Annotated in this window: 18 protein-coding genes and 3 tRNA genes; 9 read left to right on the top strand and 12 right to left on the bottom strand. The window is 51.7% G+C overall.

The features are described 5' to 3' along the window. The first annotated feature begins 247 nt into the window (after positions 1 to 247). Both ACFX4O_RS14475 and ACFX4O_RS14470 read left to right on the top strand, forming a co-directional pair. Positions 248 to 1,798, top strand: a complete 1,551-nt coding sequence (locus ACFX4O_RS14475; RefSeq protein WP_380209225.1) for a YjjI family glycine radical enzyme — start codon at positions 248 to 250, stop codon at positions 1,796 to 1,798. Beyond that, entirely contained in the window at positions 1,770 to 2,633 is an 864-nt protein-coding gene (locus tag ACFX4O_RS14470; RefSeq protein ID WP_380209022.1) for a YjjW family glycine radical enzyme activase, read from the top strand. The genes ACFX4O_RS14475 and ACFX4O_RS14470 overlap by 29 nt, the downstream gene beginning before the upstream one ends. On the opposite strand, the gene ACFX4O_RS14465 is transcribed toward ACFX4O_RS14470, so the two are convergent. From ACFX4O_RS14465 to ACFX4O_RS14430, 8 genes are all read right to left on the bottom strand, one after another. Then, complete coding sequence (locus ACFX4O_RS14465) at positions 2,622 to 3,404, bottom strand: TatD family hydrolase (protein ID WP_380209020.1); 783 nt, start codon at positions 3,402 to 3,404, stop codon at positions 2,622 to 2,624. The two genes, ACFX4O_RS14470 and ACFX4O_RS14465, sit on opposite strands and share 12 nt — an antisense overlap. Then, positions 3,401 to 4,471, bottom strand: a complete 1,071-nt coding sequence (locus ACFX4O_RS14460; RefSeq protein ID WP_380209019.1) for a patatin family protein — start codon at positions 4,469 to 4,471, stop codon at positions 3,401 to 3,403. The genes ACFX4O_RS14465 and ACFX4O_RS14460 overlap by 4 nt, the downstream gene beginning before the upstream one ends. Positions 4,472 to 4,591: 120 nt before the next feature. Continuing rightward, positions 4,592 to 4,753, bottom strand: coding sequence for a DUF1328 domain-containing protein (locus tag ACFX4O_RS14455; RefSeq protein WP_007373037.1), 162 nt, complete (start codon positions 4,751 to 4,753; stop codon positions 4,592 to 4,594). 129 nt (positions 4,754 to 4,882) lie between these two features. Continuing rightward, positions 4,883 to 5,500: a molecular chaperone OsmY gene (gene osmY, locus ACFX4O_RS14450; RefSeq protein WP_131408236.1), complete on the bottom strand. Its 618-nt coding sequence runs from the start codon at positions 5,498 to 5,500 to the stop codon at positions 4,883 to 4,885. Between the two features lie 384 nt (positions 5,501 to 5,884). Continuing rightward, positions 5,885 to 7,474, bottom strand: coding sequence for a peptide chain release factor 3 (prfC, locus tag ACFX4O_RS14445; RefSeq protein ID WP_380209017.1), 1,590 nt, complete (start codon positions 7,472 to 7,474; stop codon positions 5,885 to 5,887). A 91-nt stretch (positions 7,475 to 7,565) separates the two neighbouring features. Next, positions 7,566 to 8,243 carry a pyrimidine 5'-nucleotidase gene (yjjG, locus tag ACFX4O_RS14440; protein WP_380209015.1) on the bottom strand — a complete coding sequence of 226 codons (678 nt, stop codon included), beginning with the start codon at positions 8,241 to 8,243 and terminating at the stop codon, positions 7,566 to 7,568. Between the two features lie 12 nt (positions 8,244 to 8,255). Continuing rightward, the gene (gene rimI, locus ACFX4O_RS14435; RefSeq protein ID WP_131408243.1) at positions 8,256 to 8,696 is read right to left on the bottom strand and encodes a ribosomal protein S18-alanine N-acetyltransferase; all 441 of its coding nucleotides are present in this window, start codon (positions 8,694 to 8,696) and stop codon (positions 8,256 to 8,258) included. Beyond that, positions 8,665 to 9,078: a DNA polymerase III subunit psi gene (locus ACFX4O_RS14430; protein WP_380209012.1), complete on the bottom strand. Its 414-nt coding sequence runs from the start codon at positions 9,076 to 9,078 to the stop codon at positions 8,665 to 8,667. The genes rimI and ACFX4O_RS14430 overlap by 32 nt, the downstream gene beginning before the upstream one ends. A 134-nt stretch (positions 9,079 to 9,212) precedes the next feature. Here ACFX4O_RS14430 and rsmC point away from each other — a divergent pair, with 134 nt between their 5' ends. The 4 genes from rsmC to ACFX4O_RS14410 all read left to right on the top strand — a co-directional run bounded on the left by rsmC (position 9,213) and on the right by ACFX4O_RS14410 (position 10,729). After that, a complete protein-coding gene (gene rsmC, locus ACFX4O_RS14425) occupies positions 9,213 to 10,241 on the top strand; it encodes a 16S rRNA (guanine(1207)-N(2))-methyltransferase RsmC (RefSeq protein ID WP_380209010.1) in 1,029 nt (342 codons plus the stop codon). A 168-nt stretch (positions 10,242 to 10,409) separates the two neighbouring features. After that, positions 10,410 to 10,496, top strand: a tRNA-Leu gene (locus tag ACFX4O_RS14420). A gap of 28 nt (positions 10,497 to 10,524) precedes the next feature. Beyond that, positions 10,525 to 10,611: transfer RNA gene (locus ACFX4O_RS14415), tRNA-Leu, on the top strand. A gap of 31 nt (positions 10,612 to 10,642) precedes the next feature. After that, a tRNA-Leu gene (locus ACFX4O_RS14410) sits at positions 10,643 to 10,729 on the top strand. A gap of 33 nt (positions 10,730 to 10,762) precedes the next feature. On the opposite strand, the gene ACFX4O_RS14405 is transcribed toward ACFX4O_RS14410, so the two are convergent. Then, positions 10,763 to 11,041, bottom strand: coding sequence for a DUF1435 domain-containing protein (locus ACFX4O_RS14405; protein ID WP_380209008.1), 279 nt, complete (start codon positions 11,039 to 11,041; stop codon positions 10,763 to 10,765). A 217-nt stretch (positions 11,042 to 11,258) separates the two neighbouring features. Here ACFX4O_RS14405 and ACFX4O_RS14400 point away from each other — a divergent pair, with 217 nt between their 5' ends. After that, positions 11,259 to 12,323 (top strand): GGDEF domain-containing protein, encoded by a 1,065-nt coding sequence (locus tag ACFX4O_RS14400; RefSeq protein ID WP_380209007.1) that lies wholly within the window; start codon positions 11,259 to 11,261, stop codon positions 12,321 to 12,323. A gap of 102 nt (positions 12,324 to 12,425) precedes the next feature. Beyond that, positions 12,426 to 13,214 (top strand): siderophore-iron reductase FhuF, encoded by a 789-nt coding sequence (fhuF, locus tag ACFX4O_RS14395; protein WP_380209005.1) that lies wholly within the window; start codon positions 12,426 to 12,428, stop codon positions 13,212 to 13,214. Between the two features lie 43 nt (positions 13,215 to 13,257). On the opposite strand, the gene ACFX4O_RS14390 is transcribed toward fhuF, so the two are convergent. Continuing rightward, the gene (locus ACFX4O_RS14390; RefSeq protein ID WP_131408256.1) at positions 13,258 to 14,598 is read right to left on the bottom strand and encodes a PTS sugar transporter subunit IIC; all 1,341 of its coding nucleotides are present in this window, start codon (positions 14,596 to 14,598) and stop codon (positions 13,258 to 13,260) included. 339 nt (positions 14,599 to 14,937) lie between these two features. On the opposite strand from ACFX4O_RS14390, the gene ACFX4O_RS14385 reads away from it, so the two are divergent. Further along, on the top strand, positions 14,938 to 15,396 hold the full coding sequence (locus ACFX4O_RS14385) for a YbaK/EbsC family protein (RefSeq protein ID WP_017457826.1): 459 nt from the start codon (positions 14,938 to 14,940) through the stop codon (positions 15,394 to 15,396). Positions 15,397 to 15,447: 51 nt separating this feature from the next. Here ACFX4O_RS14385 and bglJ read toward each other — a convergent pair whose 3' ends face one another. Both bglJ and ACFX4O_RS14375 read right to left on the bottom strand, forming a co-directional pair. After that, positions 15,448 to 16,068 carry a DNA-binding transcriptional activator BglJ gene (bglJ, locus tag ACFX4O_RS14380; RefSeq protein WP_131408274.1) on the bottom strand — a complete coding sequence of 207 codons (621 nt, stop codon included), beginning with the start codon at positions 16,066 to 16,068 and terminating at the stop codon, positions 15,448 to 15,450. Between the two features lie 11 nt (positions 16,069 to 16,079). Beyond that, entirely contained in the window at positions 16,080 to 16,802 is a 723-nt protein-coding gene (locus ACFX4O_RS14375) for a LuxR C-terminal-related transcriptional regulator (RefSeq protein WP_131408260.1), read from the bottom strand. Positions 16,803 to 16,874 lie beyond the last annotated feature (72 nt).

The raw sequence follows: 16,874 nt of genomic DNA, 5'->3' as shown, positions 1-16,874 counted from the left end.
CCGACGGCATAATGCCGGTTTTCTGTTCGGGTTTGTTAGTATTTTAACATCAACCCACTTTCACACTTCGACATCCATCACAGTTAATGAAAACCAAATTCACGTTTGCAAAACCATAATGGGACATTGATCAAACTTTTAAATTCACATCAGTAATGATTGTGCTGACAGGGGACGGGATCAAAAGCGACAAACAGCAGGCTCCGTACACTCATCCCCATCTCTCAAGGAAATAAGAGGAACGATGATGTCCCCGTCTGTTGATCCCTCATTGCTGTCACACTGCCAGCAAATTGTTACCAGCCCAACGCTCACGCCAGAACAAAAGCGCCACTTCCTGGCGCTGGAAGCGGAAAACGCCCTGCCCTATCCGGCGTTGTCACAAGCGGCCCGCGCGGCACTTGATGAGGGCGCCATCTGCGATATGTTTGAAGGCCACGCCCCCTACAAACCGCGTTATGTACTGCCGGATTACGCCAAATTTCTCGCTAACGGTTCCGCATGGCTGGAGCTGGAAGGGGCGGAGGATCTTGATGATGCTCTCTCGTTGCTGACAATCCTCTACCACCATGTTCCATCAGTGACATCAATGCCTGTTTATCTCGGCCAGCTTGATGTCCTGCTACAACCATATGTTAGAATTCTAACACAACAGGAAATCGATAGCCGCATAAAACGTTTTTGGCGCTATCTCGACAGGACGCTGCCAGATGCCTTTATGCATGCCAATATTGGCCCATTCGACACCCCCATTACGCGTGCCATTTTGCGTGCGGATGCCGAACTGAAGCAGGTTGCGCCAAACTTAACCTTTATCTATGACCCGGATATTACGCCAGATGATCTGCTGCTGGAGGTGGTGAAAAATATCTGCGAATGCAGTAAACCGCACATCGCTAACGGCCCCGTGCATGATAATATTTTCACAAAAGGCGGCTATGGCATTGTGAGCTGCTACAACTCTCTGCCGCTGGGCGGCGGTGGCAGTACGCTGGTACGTCTCAATCTGAAAGTAATTGCTGAACGTAGCACATCGCTGGAGGATTTTTTCACTCATCAGTTGCCACACTATTGCCAGCAGCAAATGGCAATTATTGATGCCCGCTGCGATTTTCTGTATCAACAATCCGGTTTCTTTGAGCATAGCTTTCTGGTGCAGGAAGGCTTGATTTCTGCCGATCGTTTTGTGCCCATGTTCGGCATGTATGGGCTGGCCGAAGCGGTCAATACGCTTTGCGACAAAGCCGGGCTCACTGCGCGTTACGGCAAAGATGAACAGGCCAACGCACTCGGTTACCGCATCAGTGAACAACTGGCGAACTATGTGGTAAATACGCCGGTAAAACACGGCTGGCGACAGCGGGCCATGCTCCATGCGCAGTCGGGTATCAGCTCCGATACCGATACCACGCCAGGCGCGCGCCTGCCTTATGGCGATGAACCGGATCCGATTACCCATCTGCTCACCGTCGCGCCGCATCACGCTTGGTATCACGCCGGGATCAGCGACATTTTGACCCTTGATGAAACGGTGAAACGTAACCCGCAAGCGGTGGTGCAACTTTGCCTTGGCGCGTTTAAAGCTGGCATGCGCGAATTCACTGCCAACGTGGCGGGAAACGATCTGGTTCGCGTCACCGGTTATATGGTGCGCCTGTCAGATCTCAAGAAATTCCGTGCCGAAGGCTCACGCATCAATACCACCTGGTTGGGTGAAGAGGCGGCGCGTAACACGCATATTCTGGAGCGACAACCCCGCGTGGTCAGCTATGAACAGCAGATGCGCTTTCGTCAGTAAAATCATCCCTTTCTCGTGTGTGGATGGGCCAGGCAGCCGCCTGGCGCTGTTTTTACAGGGCTGCAATATGCGCTGTAAAAGCTGCCATAACCCGTGGACCATCGGTCGCTGCAACCACTGCGGCGGCTGCGTATCGGGCTGCTCGCAACAAGCGCTCTCATTCAGTGGGGGAAAAGTACAATGGAACGCTGCGCGTTGTGAGCAGTGCGACACGTGCCTGCGGATGTGCCCGCAGCAAGCCACGCCGATGGCGCAGCAAATGAGTGTGGAAAACCTTGTGGCGCAGATTCGCAAAGTTGCCCTGTTTATTGAAGGCATCACCGTCAGCGGCGGCGAAGCGACGCTGCAACTGCCCTTCCTGCATGCGTTGTTCTCCGCGCTGCGACGCGATGCACAACTGCGCCATTTGAATTGCCTGGTCGACAGCAACGGCCTGCTCAGCGAAACCGGTTGGCACAAACTGTTACCGGTCTGCGACGGCGCGATGATCGATCTCAAAGCCTGGGGCAATGAGCGGCACCGTTTTCTTACCGGGCGGGATAATAGGCAGGTGAAAGCCAGCATACGGTTACTGGCGGCAGAAAAAAGATTAGCGGAGCTGCGCCTGCTGGTGATCCCGCAACAGAGCGATTATCTGGCGCATATCGATGAGCTGGCAGCCTTTATTCATGAACTCGGCGAGGTGCCGGTGCGGCTAAACGCCTTTCATGCCCATGGTGTTTACGGTGAGGCGCAAACATGGCGCAGCGCCACGCCAGAGGATGTGGAACCGCTCGCTCTGGCGCTAGAGGAACGGGGCGTGAAAACCGTGCTGCGCCCGGCGTTATATCTGTAGAGCAAAGAGCCGCTGCGTATTTTCCAGCAGCGCCTGTGCAATGATATCCGGCGCTTCCGGGCGCAATTCGCACAAAGTGTCGAACACCTGCGCGGCCCGTTCAGGCCGATTGGGCTGCCCCTGAAAACCATTGAGCGGCATGTCTGGCGCATCCGTTTCCAGCAGCAATGCGGAAAGCGGCAACTGTGTCATCACATCACGGGTTTTACTGGCGCGCGGGTAGGTAATGGTGCCGCCCACGCCGATGCAATAGCCCAGTTCAATAAAGCGCTGCGCCTGCTGCAGGCTGCCGGCGAAACCATGCACCACGCCACGGCGGGGTAAATCATGTTTTTTCAAATGCATGGCCAGCTTGTCATGCGTGCGGCGTGAATGGAGGATCACCGGCAAATCAAAGCGTTTTGCCAGTTTTAACTGCGCGTCCAACACCTGCTGTTGGCGCTCAAACTGCGGATCGTCGCGGTAAAGATCAAGACCAATTTCCCCTATCGCCACTACTTTCTCGGGTTTCGCCGCGAGTATCTGTTCGAGCTGTTGCAGGCTGTCGTCGCAGTGCTCTTCAATCACTATCGGGTGTAGCCCGAGCGCGGCATAGAGCGCGGTATGCTGGTGTGCTAAGTGGCAAACGCGCTCAAAATAACGGGCCGCAATGGCCGGCACAATAATGCGCTCTACGCCTGCATCGCCCGCACGGGCGATACTCTCAGCCTCATCGCCGGTAAACGGCGGGAAATCGAAATGACAGTGGGTATCGATAAAGCGGAAACTCACGCCGTATCCTCTTTATTGATAGGTAAATCGTTGGCCTGCACAGTGCTGACCAACGGCGTATCCAGCGCATCGTTAGCCACCGCAGCCGGAGGAACAACACGCGTTGCAGGCGTGATAATCGGTGCGTGGCGCACAAGCGGCGGCGTTTCCGCCAGCAATTTGCCCACCGTCGCCAGGAAATAGCGCCCACACAAACGCCCGATTCTATAATCATCGCGCAACGCCGGTAAACGGCTACCCAGCGCCATGCTGTTCAATAACTTCGGCGGGTATATTTCAAAGATACGCAATTTACCCGGCGGCGTTTCAATGAAGCGTTGGATTGCCAGGTAACTTTTCTCATGGTGCTGCACCAGATTGATTAAGGATTGAAGGCTGCTCTCTCCCAGCCAGCGTTCCATTCGTTTGAACCACTGCGGCGTGTAGTACATTTGCGACGGTACGGTGCGGATCACCACGATCGTGTTCGCACCACGTTTTGCCGCCTCCTGCACCGGAATGGCATCACTGACGCCACCGTCCAGATAATTAATGCCCCCCAGCGCCACCCCCGGCCGGTAAAAACCCGGAATCGCGCTGGAAGCGCGAATCAAATCGAGCCATGTCTGGTGAGTGGGGGAAAAATAGGCCGGAGAGTAATCATCCTGCCGACAGGCGCACATATAAAATTCTTTGCCCGCATCGAAAGCCCGCGCGGCGTAGTCCATCGCCAGCGGCATCTGGCTTGAGGTCGATTCTACCAGCCAGTCGAGATCGATAAGGTTGCCGCCGCGCACAAAGCGCACCGGATTGAAAAATTCCCGCGAAGTGGTATAGCGCATTATCACTTTGCGTGCGTAGCCTGGTTGATTGCAGACGTAAGCGGAAAGATTTTGCGCACCGGCAGAGCTACCGAAATAGAGATCGAAAGGATTAAATTCCGCACGCATAAACTCGTCCAGAACTCCGGCGGTAAAAATGCCCCGCTGTCCACCGCCTTCGCATACGAGTGCGAGACGGCCCGGACGAAAAGGTTTTAACGCCAGCGGTGCGATGTTGCCGAGCGTAACGGGAATATGCTGGCCCACTCTGCTTTCCTTATTGATGCGCTGAATATCTCAAAGTAGCGCACTTTTCCCGCAGCCGAAACAGCAAAGCCAGTCACGAGGACTGGCTTTAATGTAACCGAAATTTAAGCGTGTAATACGCTATGGACGCCGACGGCCCATAAACAGGCTGACGAGGAACAGGATAATACCGACGATAAAGACAATTTTCGCGGCCCCTGCTGCCGTACCCGCAAGACCACCAAAGCCCAGTGCGGCGGCAATTAACGCGATAACCAGAAATATAATGCCCCAACGAAACATAAAACTCTCCTTTACCATAGTTAATTTCAACCGCTTAAGGTGGGCGCTCAGGATGCCCACCGGCGATGTTTTCCTGGTACGTGCTTGTCATACCCGGTTTTAACCGGGTAGTGACGTTTTCAGGATTAGTTACTTCACTTTGAGATCGTTTTTCACGCTTTTCACGCCTTCGATTGCTTTGGCGATACTTTCAGCGCGTTCACTTTGTGCCTGTGAATCTACGGTACCGGACAACTGCACCACGCCATCGGTGGTTTCAACCTTCACCTTACGGGAAGGGACAACATCGTCGGCCAGCAGTTTTGCTTTGATTTCACTGGTTGTTGCGGTATCACCCGCATAACCTTTCATGGTCTTGTTTTTGCCGTCACGCACGTGCAGCTTATCGCTCACAGAAGCCACGCCCTCGACGCCTTTGGCCACAGAGACGGCCTGTTCGGCCTGCGCCTGGCTTTCAACAAAGCCGCTCAGCGTGACGACTTTTTTGTCTGTTTTTACAGAAATATCAGTGCTTTTAATGTTTTCATGATCCACCAGCGCTGCTTTTACTTTCGCGGTGATGGTGCTGTCATCCATGAAACCACCGACTTTATTCATTGAGCTATCGATTGATTCCCCTGCGCTAGAAGCAGCATTTTGCGCTTTGTCGGTAGTCGTCTCCGCAGCGAATGCGGAACCACTTGCCAGAACAGAACCCAACATCACGGCCAGCAGAGTCTTGGAAATAGTCAGTTTTTTCATAGTCATCGATGTTCTTCCTGTTGGTTTGCCCACAATTTGGGCTACAAGCAGCAACGTGTGCCACTCTACTGCTGTGGTGAAAACCACCCAATTCTGCCCTTGATGACGCGTTTACAATCCCGCTGCACATCGCGCCAAAGCAGTTGTTAATATTACTTAGTGAAGAAATCATTGAATAAAAGGCTGTAATTCACGCATTGAACAGGACTTTTACCCACCCGATTTGTCATCACTTTGTTAAATATAGATCACAATCGACAAAAATCATGGCCGAGTGGGTAAAAAACGAACAAATGGAGGCGAAATGACGGGTTTTAAGAACAATCCGCAAGGGGCTAATAAGACAGGAGAAGTGGCAGAGCACGGCGTAAACCGTGCTCTGTAGAAGGATTAATGCTCGCGAGTTTTGTGGAAAGTCACTTCCGGATAGCGTTCCTGCGTCAGGTTCAGGTTTACCATCGTTGGGGCGATATAGGTCAGGTTATCACCGCCATCGAGCGCCAGCTGCATTTCGTTCTTACGTTTGAATTCTTCGAATTTCTTCACGTCAGCACTTTCAACCCAGCGTGCAGTCGCCACGTTGACAGACTCATACACCGCTTCCACGTTGTATTCGCTCTTCAGACGGGAAACCACCACGTCAAACTGCAGTACGCCCACTGCGCCGACAATCAGATCGTTGTTGGCGATGGGGCGGAACACCTGAACCGCGCCCTCTTCTGAAAGCTGAACTAGGCCTTTGAGTAGCTGTTTCTGCTTCAGCGGGTCACGCAGGCGGATGCGACGGAACAGCTCCGGTGCGAAGTTCGGAATACCGGTGAACTTCATCATCTCGCCCTGGGTGAAGGTGTCGCCGATCTGAATCGTCCCGTGGTTATGCAGACCAATAATGTCACCCGGGTAGGCTTCTTCTACATGAGAACGATCGCCGGCCATAAAGGTCAGGGCATCAGAGATAACCACATCTTTGCCGGTGCGCACCTGGCGCAGCTTCATGCCCTTCTCATAACGCCCGGAAACCACACGCATAAACGCCACGCGGTCGCGGTGTTTCGGGTCCATGTTGGCCTGAATTTTAAAGACAAAACCGGTGAATTTGTCATCATCCGCTTTTACTACGCGGGTGTCTGTTTTACGCGGCATTGGCGCAGGCGCCCATTCCACCAGACCATCCAGCATGTGGTCGACGCCAAAGTTACCCAGCGCGGTACCAAAGAACACCGGCGTGATTTCGCCGCTCAGGAACAGCTCTTTATCGAACTCGTTCGATGCGCCCTGCACCAGCTCCAGCTCATCGCGCAGCTGTTTCGCCAGGTCTTCGCCCACGGCTTTATCCAGATCCGGGTTATTCAGCCCTTTAACGATGCGCACTTCCTGAATGGTGTGCCCCTGGCCTGTTTGGTACAGGTAGGTTTCATCTTTATAGAGATGGTAAACGCCCTTGAACAACTTACCGCAGCCAATCGGCCAGGTAATCGGCGCACAGGCGATCTTCAGCTCGTTTTCCACTTCATCCAGCAGCTCCATCGGATCGCGGATGTCACGGTCAAGTTTGTTCATAAAGGTCAGGATCGGCGTATCGCGCAGACGGGTAACTTCCATCAGCTTGCGGGTCCGGTCTTCAACCCCTTTTGCCGCATCGATAACCATCAGGCAGCAGTCCACCGCCGTCAGTGTGCGGTAGGTATCTTCGGAGAAGTCTTCATGCCCCGGGGTATCCAGCAGATTGACCAGACTGGTTTTATACGGAAATTGCATCACGGAGGTGGTAATAGAGATACCACGCTGCTTTTCCATCTCCATCCAGTCGGATTTTGCATGCTGGCTGGAGCCGCGGCCTTTTACCGTACCGGCGGTCTGAATCGCCTGTCCGAACAGCAGTACCTTTTCCGTGATGGTCGTTTTACCGGCATCGGGGTGCGAGATAATAGCGAACGTGCGGCGCTTCGCTACCTCTTGTAAATAAGGAGACAACGTCATAATGAAATCTTCTGTGTAATTGCGCGGCCTCAGGCCTCGCGATGAAATACGAAAAATGCGGCTATTGTACTCAACGGCGGAGTGCAGACAATCAATGTTTACACAGGAGTTGCTCCAGTTCGTTCAAGGACGAGACGGTCCAGGTCGGGTTGATGCCTTCTGGCAGCGTGCGATCGTGCGCATTCAACCAGCAGGTCGAAAGCCCAGCGTTAATGCCGCCCAGGATGTCGGATTCCGCCGTATCACCAACCATCAGCACGCGGTCGCGATCCGGGTTACCCGCTTTTTGCAGCGCGTAATCAAAAATCTTCGCATCGGGCTTCGCCACACCGACTTCTTCGGAAATCACTAATACATCAAAATAGTCGCGAAGGCCGGTGCGTTCCAGGCGAATTTGCTGCAAGGCGGTGAAACCGTTGGTGATGATGCCGAGCTTCGCTTTGCCTTTGAGGCTATTCAGTAATGATACAGCGCCTGGCAGTGGCGCGCAGATTTCAGCCATCGCATTCAAAAACGCGTCGTTAAGCGAACCGGCGGGGACATTCAGACGTTCAGACCAGCTCTGAAAGCGCTGCGTCTGCAACTGCAATGCGCTAATGGCACCATTTTGGTAATCCACCCACAGCGGTTTGTTAACCGATTGATATTCTGTAAAATCCTGATCGGTGAATGTCACGCTATAGTCAAGAAACATCCGTTGTAAGCCGCCAAACGCATCAAAGGTAAACAGCGTTTCGTCGGCATCAAAGAGTATCCAGTCCCATTTCATTACATCACCTTTTTAAATTGCTAAAGCCATTACTATCGCGTCTTCACGCCCGTTGGCAGTGGGGTAATAGTTACGGCGAATCGTCGCTTCGTTAAATCCTAAACTTTCGTACAGTGCGATAGCGCCACTGTTAGAGGCGCGAACTTCCAGCCATAGCGTCAGCACATCGCGCACTTCCAGTTCGCGAATCAGATGTTCCAGCAACTGACGCCCTAGCCCTTTACGCTGCCAGGCCGGATCAACGGCGATGTTAAACAGCGTGGCTTCGTCGAGCACTACCTGGGTAATGGCAAATGCGGCCATTTCATTTCCAACCATCAACCGGTAGTTGAGATAGCGTTCGCCCTGATTACTGGCCAGCGTTTTTTCGCTCCAGGGGAAGGCATGCGCCTGTGTTTCTATTTGGTATGCGCGGGCTAAATCAGCCGTGCTGAGGGAAGAAATTGTGTTCATGTTCGCAGATTTGTTGCCATAAAGCGGCGCGAGCCGCAGGGTTTGTGCGTAGCTCATCAACCGTCGGCGTCGCAACCTGAGCACCCGCCAGCGCCTGCTGCGCTTCAACACCCAACCACCAACTGTTGCACTGGCTTTCGGGCGGTAGCATGGCGACGCGATCGGGCGTCAACTGGAGGACTTGATCGTCTGTCACGGTTAGCGCGCGCAACACGTCGCTGACCAACGGATCGCTCAGCGTCGGCAATGTTGGTGAAACCATCACCAACCGGATATGCGCGGGCAGCGAAATAGCTATTTCCCCCTGCAGCGCCGCCGGGCGTCGCAAGGTCCACTGGGTAATGCCCAGTTGCTGTAATTGCCAGTCGCGTCGGGAAGTCATCGTGAAACACTCCTGTATCAGGCGCGCAAATATAACAAACTCGACGAAATTGCGCCATCAACACGCAGCCAACAAAGAGGCAGTTTGAAGGATAACGTGTATAATCGCCGCCTGAATTTAAAGAGGAACCATTCATGTCTGCTTATACCCCGGCAAGTGAAGTCTTGCTGCGCCACAGTGACGATTTCGAACCAAGCCGTATTTTATTTGCCGGCGATTTGCAGGATGACCTGCCCGCTCGCCTGGACACCGCTGAAAGCCGTGCCTGGACGCAACAATTCCATCAATGGCAGACCTTAAGCCAGCAGATGGGTGAACATGCCCGTTATAGCCTCGTGGCCGATAGCGAGACAGTCGGCGACAGCGACACGCTTATTTATTACTGGCCGAAAAATAAACCGGAAGCCCTGTTTCAGTTGATGAACCTGCTGTCGCTGCTGCCAGTAGGCACTGACATTTTCGTGGTGGGTGAAAACCGTAGCGGTGTGCGCAGTGCCGAACAGATGCTGGCAGAGTATTGTCCGCTGAATAAAGTCGACAGCGCGCGTCGCTGTGGGTTGTATCACGGTCGTCTGGAGAGGCAACCGACGTTCGATTCGAATGGTTTCTGGGGCGAATACACGCTGGATAATCTGACGATCAAAACCTTACCGGGTGTGTTTAGCCGTGACGGCCTGGACGTCGGTAGCCAGCTCCTGTTGTCGACCTTAACGCCGCACACCAAAGGGAAAGTGTTGGATGTGGGTTGTGGCGCGGGTGTGCTCGCAACGGTACTGGCAAGCCATTCGCCAAAAGTGCGCCTGACGCTGTGCGATGTTTCCGCCCCGGCGGTTGAAGCCAGCCGCGCAACGCTTGCGGCGAACGGTTTTGAAGGTGACGTTTTCGCCAGCAATGTCTTCTCAGAAGTGACGGGCCGCTTTGACATGATCATCTCCAATCCGCCATTCCATGACGGTTTGCAAACCAGCCAGGAAGCCGCGCAAACGTTGATTCGCGGAGCGGTGCGCCATCTGAACAGCGGCGGCGAGCTGCGAGTTGTTGCGAACGCCTTCCTACCTTACCCGGATATTCTGGATCAAACGTTTGGTTTCCATGAAGTCATTGCGCAGACAGGCCGATTCAAAGTGTACCGTACGGTGATGACGCGCCAGGCGTTAAAGTAACCCGCAGGCCCGGTGGAATCACCCATCGGGCAAATTTCACCACCTCACCACGCCGCGCCCATTTTTACAGCGTTCAGCCTCAGTCTGTGCAATTAACTATTGACGAAAAGTTGAAAACATCTAGAATGCGCCTCCGTGGTAACGATACTTCAACAGTATCGATGGTATGCGAAGGTGGCGGAATTGGTAGACGCGCTAGCTTCAGGTGTTAGTGTCCTTACGGACGTGGGGGTTCAAGTCCCCCCCCTCGCACCATAAATCACGTTGATATCGCTTGCACTGTGCGAAGGTGGCGGAATTGGTAGACGCGCTAGCTTCAGGTGTTAGTGTTCTTACGGACGTGGGGGTTCAAGTCCCCCCCCTCGCACCAACGAGGCGATATCAAAAAGTAAGATGACTGTGCGAAGGTGGCGGAATTGGTAGACGCGCTAGCTTCAGGTGTTAGTGTCCTTACGGACGTGGGGGTTCAAGTCCCCCCCCTCGCACCAGATATCTTACTCCTTCCCTGTATATCTCCCCTGTTACATCATCATCTTTAGATTCAATAGCATCAACGTCATTGCGCCAACCAGTGCAACGCCTGAAGGCAATAAAATAAAGTGACGTAAACGCTTGTGGTAAAGCATAACGGGTGTCAGTAATAGCCCCAGAACAATCACTACTCGCCACGCATTGACAGATAGATCCGCCAGCATCAGGGCAGCGACAACCACTCCAGACACAACAATTCCCCAACCACTTCCCAGCGCCCGCTGCAACATGGTTTCATCTCTCAAACTGATAATGATAACCAATATCATATGATATCTTTTCTCAATTGTCAGCCTGCAGTCATGCGGTCGTATGAAGATTACTCATCATCTAATGACAGCCATTCAGTAAGGTGATAAATTAAGCACTGCTTAAATCTAAATCCAAATCACTAATTTTTCACAATGATAGTTTCGTTGTGTTACTTCTTTTTCCCTTTGACTCATAGCGCAGTAGTATATTGCGGATAAATAACGATTTTTAGGTATGACATTACAAACCTGGCAATCTCTATGTAATAAGAGATATCGATTGTCCCTACGACTCTTTTTACTGCTCAACGCAATCTCAGCTTTGTTCTCAATCGCTCTGCCGCTCTACAATCAGCGCGCTTTCACGTTTCCCGTATGCGCTATCTTTGTTGCGAGCATTGTGCTGCCAGCGTGGCAGCGCTGTTATCCAAAAGCAAAAATCAATATTACATTCATCTCATTTATCTTTGGCTGCTTGTGGGCATGGCATGTGATAACCAAAGTCAGGTTGCTCAATGACAACGCCTCAACCTACTTGCTTATTGCCTTGCTAAGCGTGCTCTTTATCGGCTCGATCGCTTTTTCAAATAACGTTGTCGCGTTTTTGCTGCACTCTTTGCCTGTGTTTGTCACATGTTTGTGGCTGAACGAAGGGGAAAGCGGACTCAGGCTTATTTACACTTTTGCGTTGCCGGTGCTCGGGATATCTATCCAACATGCGATTCAAAAGCGTAATGACAGCTTTGCCCTTGCGCTGATGAACCGCCTGATGCAAGAGCGCAAAACGCTCAACGATCTGAGCATGCTCGATCCATTAACCGGCCTGTATAACCGTCGTGGTTTGCAACACAAACTCAATAACTTGCTGACCGTCGATGAGAGTTCGCGTTTCGTCCTGCTGCTTGATATTGATCACTTCAAAGCCTACAACGACCACTACGGCCATATGATGGGCGATCAGGCACTTATCCGCGTTTCCGCCGCCTTGCGCGACGCCGTGCGCTCCCGTGATATCGTCGCACGCTTTGGTGGCGAAGAGTTCATGATTCTGTTGAATAATGTGGACCTGGAAGAGGCCCGTCTGACCGCAGAGCGTATCCGCCAGAAAGTTTACGATTTGAAAATCCCGCATATGTTTAACGAAAGCGTTGCCACGAACGTGACTATCAGCATCGGGATTGCGCCACTTACCGATCACGATATTGATGCAGCGCTTTCGCTCGCCGATAAAGCGTTATATGAAGCCAAACATTTAGGTCGCAATAACATTCTGGTGAGTGGAGAGCTGCAAGTCGCTTAAGTAGTGGCCGGCACTAACTTTACGATAAAAATGTTGCTATCGATTTTACCTCTAGCTAGGATTGGCAATCATTATCATTTAGATTCCATATCAGCTGGCGCTATGACTTATCGCACTGCATCGAGCACCGAAAACCTTATCTGGAGAAGCCGACGCACTGATGAGCGCGACTCGCTGGCAAATGCCATGCGGGAAACTATCGCCAGCACCCGTGAATATTTGCTCGATTTTATTCGTCTGAATGAACCCGCGCCGTACCCGGCAATGACGCTGACAGAGTGGTCGCGTCCTGCAGCATTACAATCGCTTATCGCCACTTATTCCGATCATATTTACCGCAACCAGTTGATGCAGCCTCGTGAAAATAAACCGTTGCTGTCGCTATGGGCACAGTGGTATCTCGGGCTGCTGGTGCCGCCACTATTATTGACGTTGCTGACGCAAAAGAGCGCCATTGACCTCTCCCCGGAACATTTTCATGTCGAGTTCCATGAAACCGGCCGCGCCGCGTGTTTCTGGATTGATGTGCAACGGGATAATAAATTGTCTTCATACAACGATGCGCAGCGAATTTGTGCATTAACGACACAGGCGATGCTCCCGGTAGTGCAGGTGCTGGAAGCCACCGGCGATATCAACGGTAAACTTATCTGGAGCAATACCGGCTACTTGATCAACTGGTGCCTGGGAGAGCTGATCCCTCAGCTAGGAGAAACACGTGTCGCCGCGCTTCGCCAGCTTTGCTTTTTCGAAAAACAGCTAGCTAACGGCAGTGATAACCCATTGTGGCGCACAGTTGTTCTGCGCGACGGCGCTCTGGTGCGTCGCACTTGCTGCCAGCGGTATCGCCTGCCGGGTGTTCAGCAGTGCGGTGATTGTACGTTGAAATAAGCAGAGGGCGATAAATCGCCCTCTTCGTTTTTATACGACACCATCACGCAACCTGCTTCTCTTCCTCTGCGCGTTGTGCCTCTTCAGCTTCCTGTTCCAGCAACTGTTTCTCATACACTTTGAAGAACGGGTAGTAAATCACTGCGGAAATACAGGCCAGCAGCACGACAAGAATCGCGGCGCGGAAATCCCAACCTAACGCCCATGCACCGCCAATCGGTGCAGGTGCTGTCCAGGGGACAACGGAAATGACGCGGCCAATCAGATCCAGTTTCATTGCCGCCCAGGCAATAATCGCATTGATGGTCGGTGCCAACAGGAACGGGATAAAGAACACCGGGTTCATTACAATGGGAGTACCGAAAATAACCGGCTCGTTGATATTGAACAAACTGGGCACCACGCTCAAACGTCCGATCGAACGCAAATGCACCGAGCGGCTACGCAGGTAGCAGAACACCAGCCCCATTGTCGCCCCGGATCCGCCAATAACAATAAAGAATGTCCAGAACGCTTCCATAAAGATATGCGGTAACGGCGCACCTTGCGCCAGCGCGCTCTGGTTAAGCCCGAGATTCGTTAACCAGAACATCTGCAGCATCCCGGAAACAATTGCCGCACCATGGATACCCGCAAACCACAGCAAATGACCGATGATCACCGCCAGTAAAATCGCGGGCAGCGAGTCCGCCGCTGCCACCAGCGGTTTGAACAGCGCCATAATCGCTTGCGGGATTAACATATTGAACTGCGTCTGAATGAGCAGGCTCAGCGGATAAAGCGTCAGCACCACGACCAGCACCGGGATCAGCAAATCAAAAGAGTTTTTGATCATCGGTGGCACCTGGTCTGGCAAACGGATACCTATATTGTGCGCTTTCAGAAAACGCATCATTTCGACACAGTAAACAGCCACGAGGATCGCCGTGAAAATACCGGTACCGCCCAGGCTATCCACCGGCAATGTGCCGCTGGTTTTCGGCGCTGCAACCAGTAAAAAAGCCATCAGCGACAGCATCGCGCACATAAACGGATCCAACTGATGCGACTTCACATAATGTTTACCGAGGTTGTAAGCAATCGCCGCACAGATATAGATAGACATAATGCCCATCGTCATATCAAAAGGCGTGAGGATCCGCCCTTCATACTGCTTCGCCAAGTCCAGCCATGTACGGGCAAAACCCCAGGTCGTGTCTGGCGAAAATGGAGGGTAAGCAAATACCAGCAAGAATGAGCCCACAATCATAAACGGCATCGCGGAGATAAAACCGTCGCGAATCGCCATAACATGACGCTGGGAAGAGATGCGCCCGGCTACCGGACTGACATAATTTTCTATAAACCGGAAAATAAGATTAAACGCAGCATGGTTGGCAGACATAGTAGATCTCCTATCAGGCTAACAAAGTAAGTGCATCAGCAACCGTTCTGCCGTGCAGCGATCCATGTTTTTGACGTGAAACCATGCAGGTTTTCGAACCAGCATTACAGCAAAGATGAGTAGGTTTCATAGACGGCTCTTTTTTAATTTTATGGACAGAGGGAAATGACAAAATGAGTATTAACCCGGCTTGTTAACACTGCAACCGGTTACTGTAACCGGTTTCCGCGATTGTGAAGAGGATCGAGAATCTGGCAGTAAGATGTTTGTTAGGCCCGCGTATTTACACACATAACAGCCTTGTGACAGATTAATGGCGGTCATTTGCTGGAGAACATCATGAGCTTGCAGTCCGTGCGGCAGTTCTTTGCCGATAACGCCCCCGACATTGATATTATTGAACTTAACCAAAGCACAGCGACTGTGGCACTGGCCGCCGCCGCGCATAATGTCGAACCCGGGCAAATCGCTAAGACGCTGTCGTTAAAAGTGAAAAACGAAGTGATATTGGTCGTCGCGAAAGGTGATGCACGCCTTGATAACAAAAAACTAAAAAATACCTTTGGCGCGAAAGCCCGAATGCTAAGCAGTGATGAGGTCGTCACCATTACCGGGCATCCAGTCGGTGGTGTCTGCCCGTTTGGTCTGGAAAACCCGTTACAGGTGTATTGTGACGTATCGTTAAAACGCTATCAGGAAGTGTTACCGGCAGCGGGAGCGATTCACAGCGCGATTCGTATTTCTCCCGACAGGATGGCGGAGTTAACTCGCGCGAAATGGATTGATGTGTGTCTGTAGCTGAGTAATAAAGCGCCAGGAATATCCTGGCGCCAGTTCCCAAAACCCCTTTTACATTAACTCAGACGCAGCGCGCGCGCAGGGCGGCTTCCATGTCAGAATATCCGCCGCATCAAGCAAACCGACATCTGATGTGACTCCTAGCTTTGCCATCGCGTTGAATTTATGCGCACGAATAGTTTTCACATTACGATCCAGTTGCGATGCAATCTCGGCAACAGAAAAACCCCGCGTCATGTAGTTCAAAATTTCCCTTTCTGTCGGGCTGAGCATACGACACTGGCTCACATACCAATGGTTAATCATGTTTTCGTTAATACGCCGCGTCTCACCAAACAACGTGACCAACTCCTCCAGTAGCACAGCTAATGGCGATGATTTACTCAATATTCCGTGCAACTGTGAGGGTGATAGATGCCCAACCAGCCGCGCTTCACGGTTGTCTCCCGCTAATACTATGCGTTGCATTCCTGGATGAGAAAGGGAGAGTAAATGCAGACACATCAGGCATTCCAGCCGCTCTTTCCGCTGACCAAAAAGGGAATAGATGACGGAAAAAAACGAAGTCTGTTTCAGCGCCTGCCGAAACGCCGAATGATCTTTAAAAAAATAAAAGCGATATTGATTAATAGCAGATTCATCAAATAAATGTCGTAGGCCCTCCCCGCTCATTATGCATTTTTCTATGATGGCAATATTTCCCTTCTTCCTGGTATTTTCCATTCATTATGTTCTCCGTCCGCTGTACCAAAATCCAGCTGTTTCATTCCCTGGCTACTATTAATCCATGTATACAAATCTGCGTTACTACGTAGTGATAATCGCCGCATTGCGCTATTCTTTTGCGCGCTGACTGTCTTATTACTTTTTTTAAGCAGTGTGGCGATTTGATTAATCCCCCACCCTTTTCCAAGGAGACGTAACACTTTACGCTCAGACAACGTTAACATTGCGTTCGAAAAAGAATTGTCGTTGTGTTTATGCCATCCTGAAGTCAATAAGGTTTGGCTAATATTCTCAACATCTTTATGCCCATTACGAATGGCGTCAATGACGCCCTCGATCGGTTCCACATCGGCCAGCAATGTTGTTTTGGGCTGCATAAGAAGCTCAGCGGCCACAGGATAGAGGCTGCGCGAGACGAAGAATAGCCAGCGCGCGTTATCGCATTGAGAGAACAGTGAATAATATTGCTGGCAGCTTTTCCTTGCATAACGCTGCTCCCCCGATAAATCAGTGATTATCAATCTGGCACATTTTAATTTAACCGGTGCAACCTCTTCCACTGACGAATAATAATTGAGCGCATATTCTGGAAAATGCCGCTCAAGAATGCCGCCAATCCCGACCCTAAGTACCGGCGTTTTGCTGATGATAATCCCCTGATTGCCGTCTTTCGATAGCATAAAACCTCCGCTTCCATTTGCGCGTTCTATCAATCTTATTTATAAGTATTTACTCAGTTAATACTCATATTG

It is taken from the genome of Kosakonia sp. YIM B13571 (genome assembly GCF_042788095.1).
GTDB classification, from domain to species: domain Bacteria; phylum Pseudomonadota; class Gammaproteobacteria; order Enterobacterales; family Enterobacteriaceae; genus Kosakonia; species Kosakonia quasisacchari.
The sequence above is the reverse complement of the archived record's forward strand: the minus strand, read 5'-3'. Positions and strand labels throughout refer to the sequence as shown.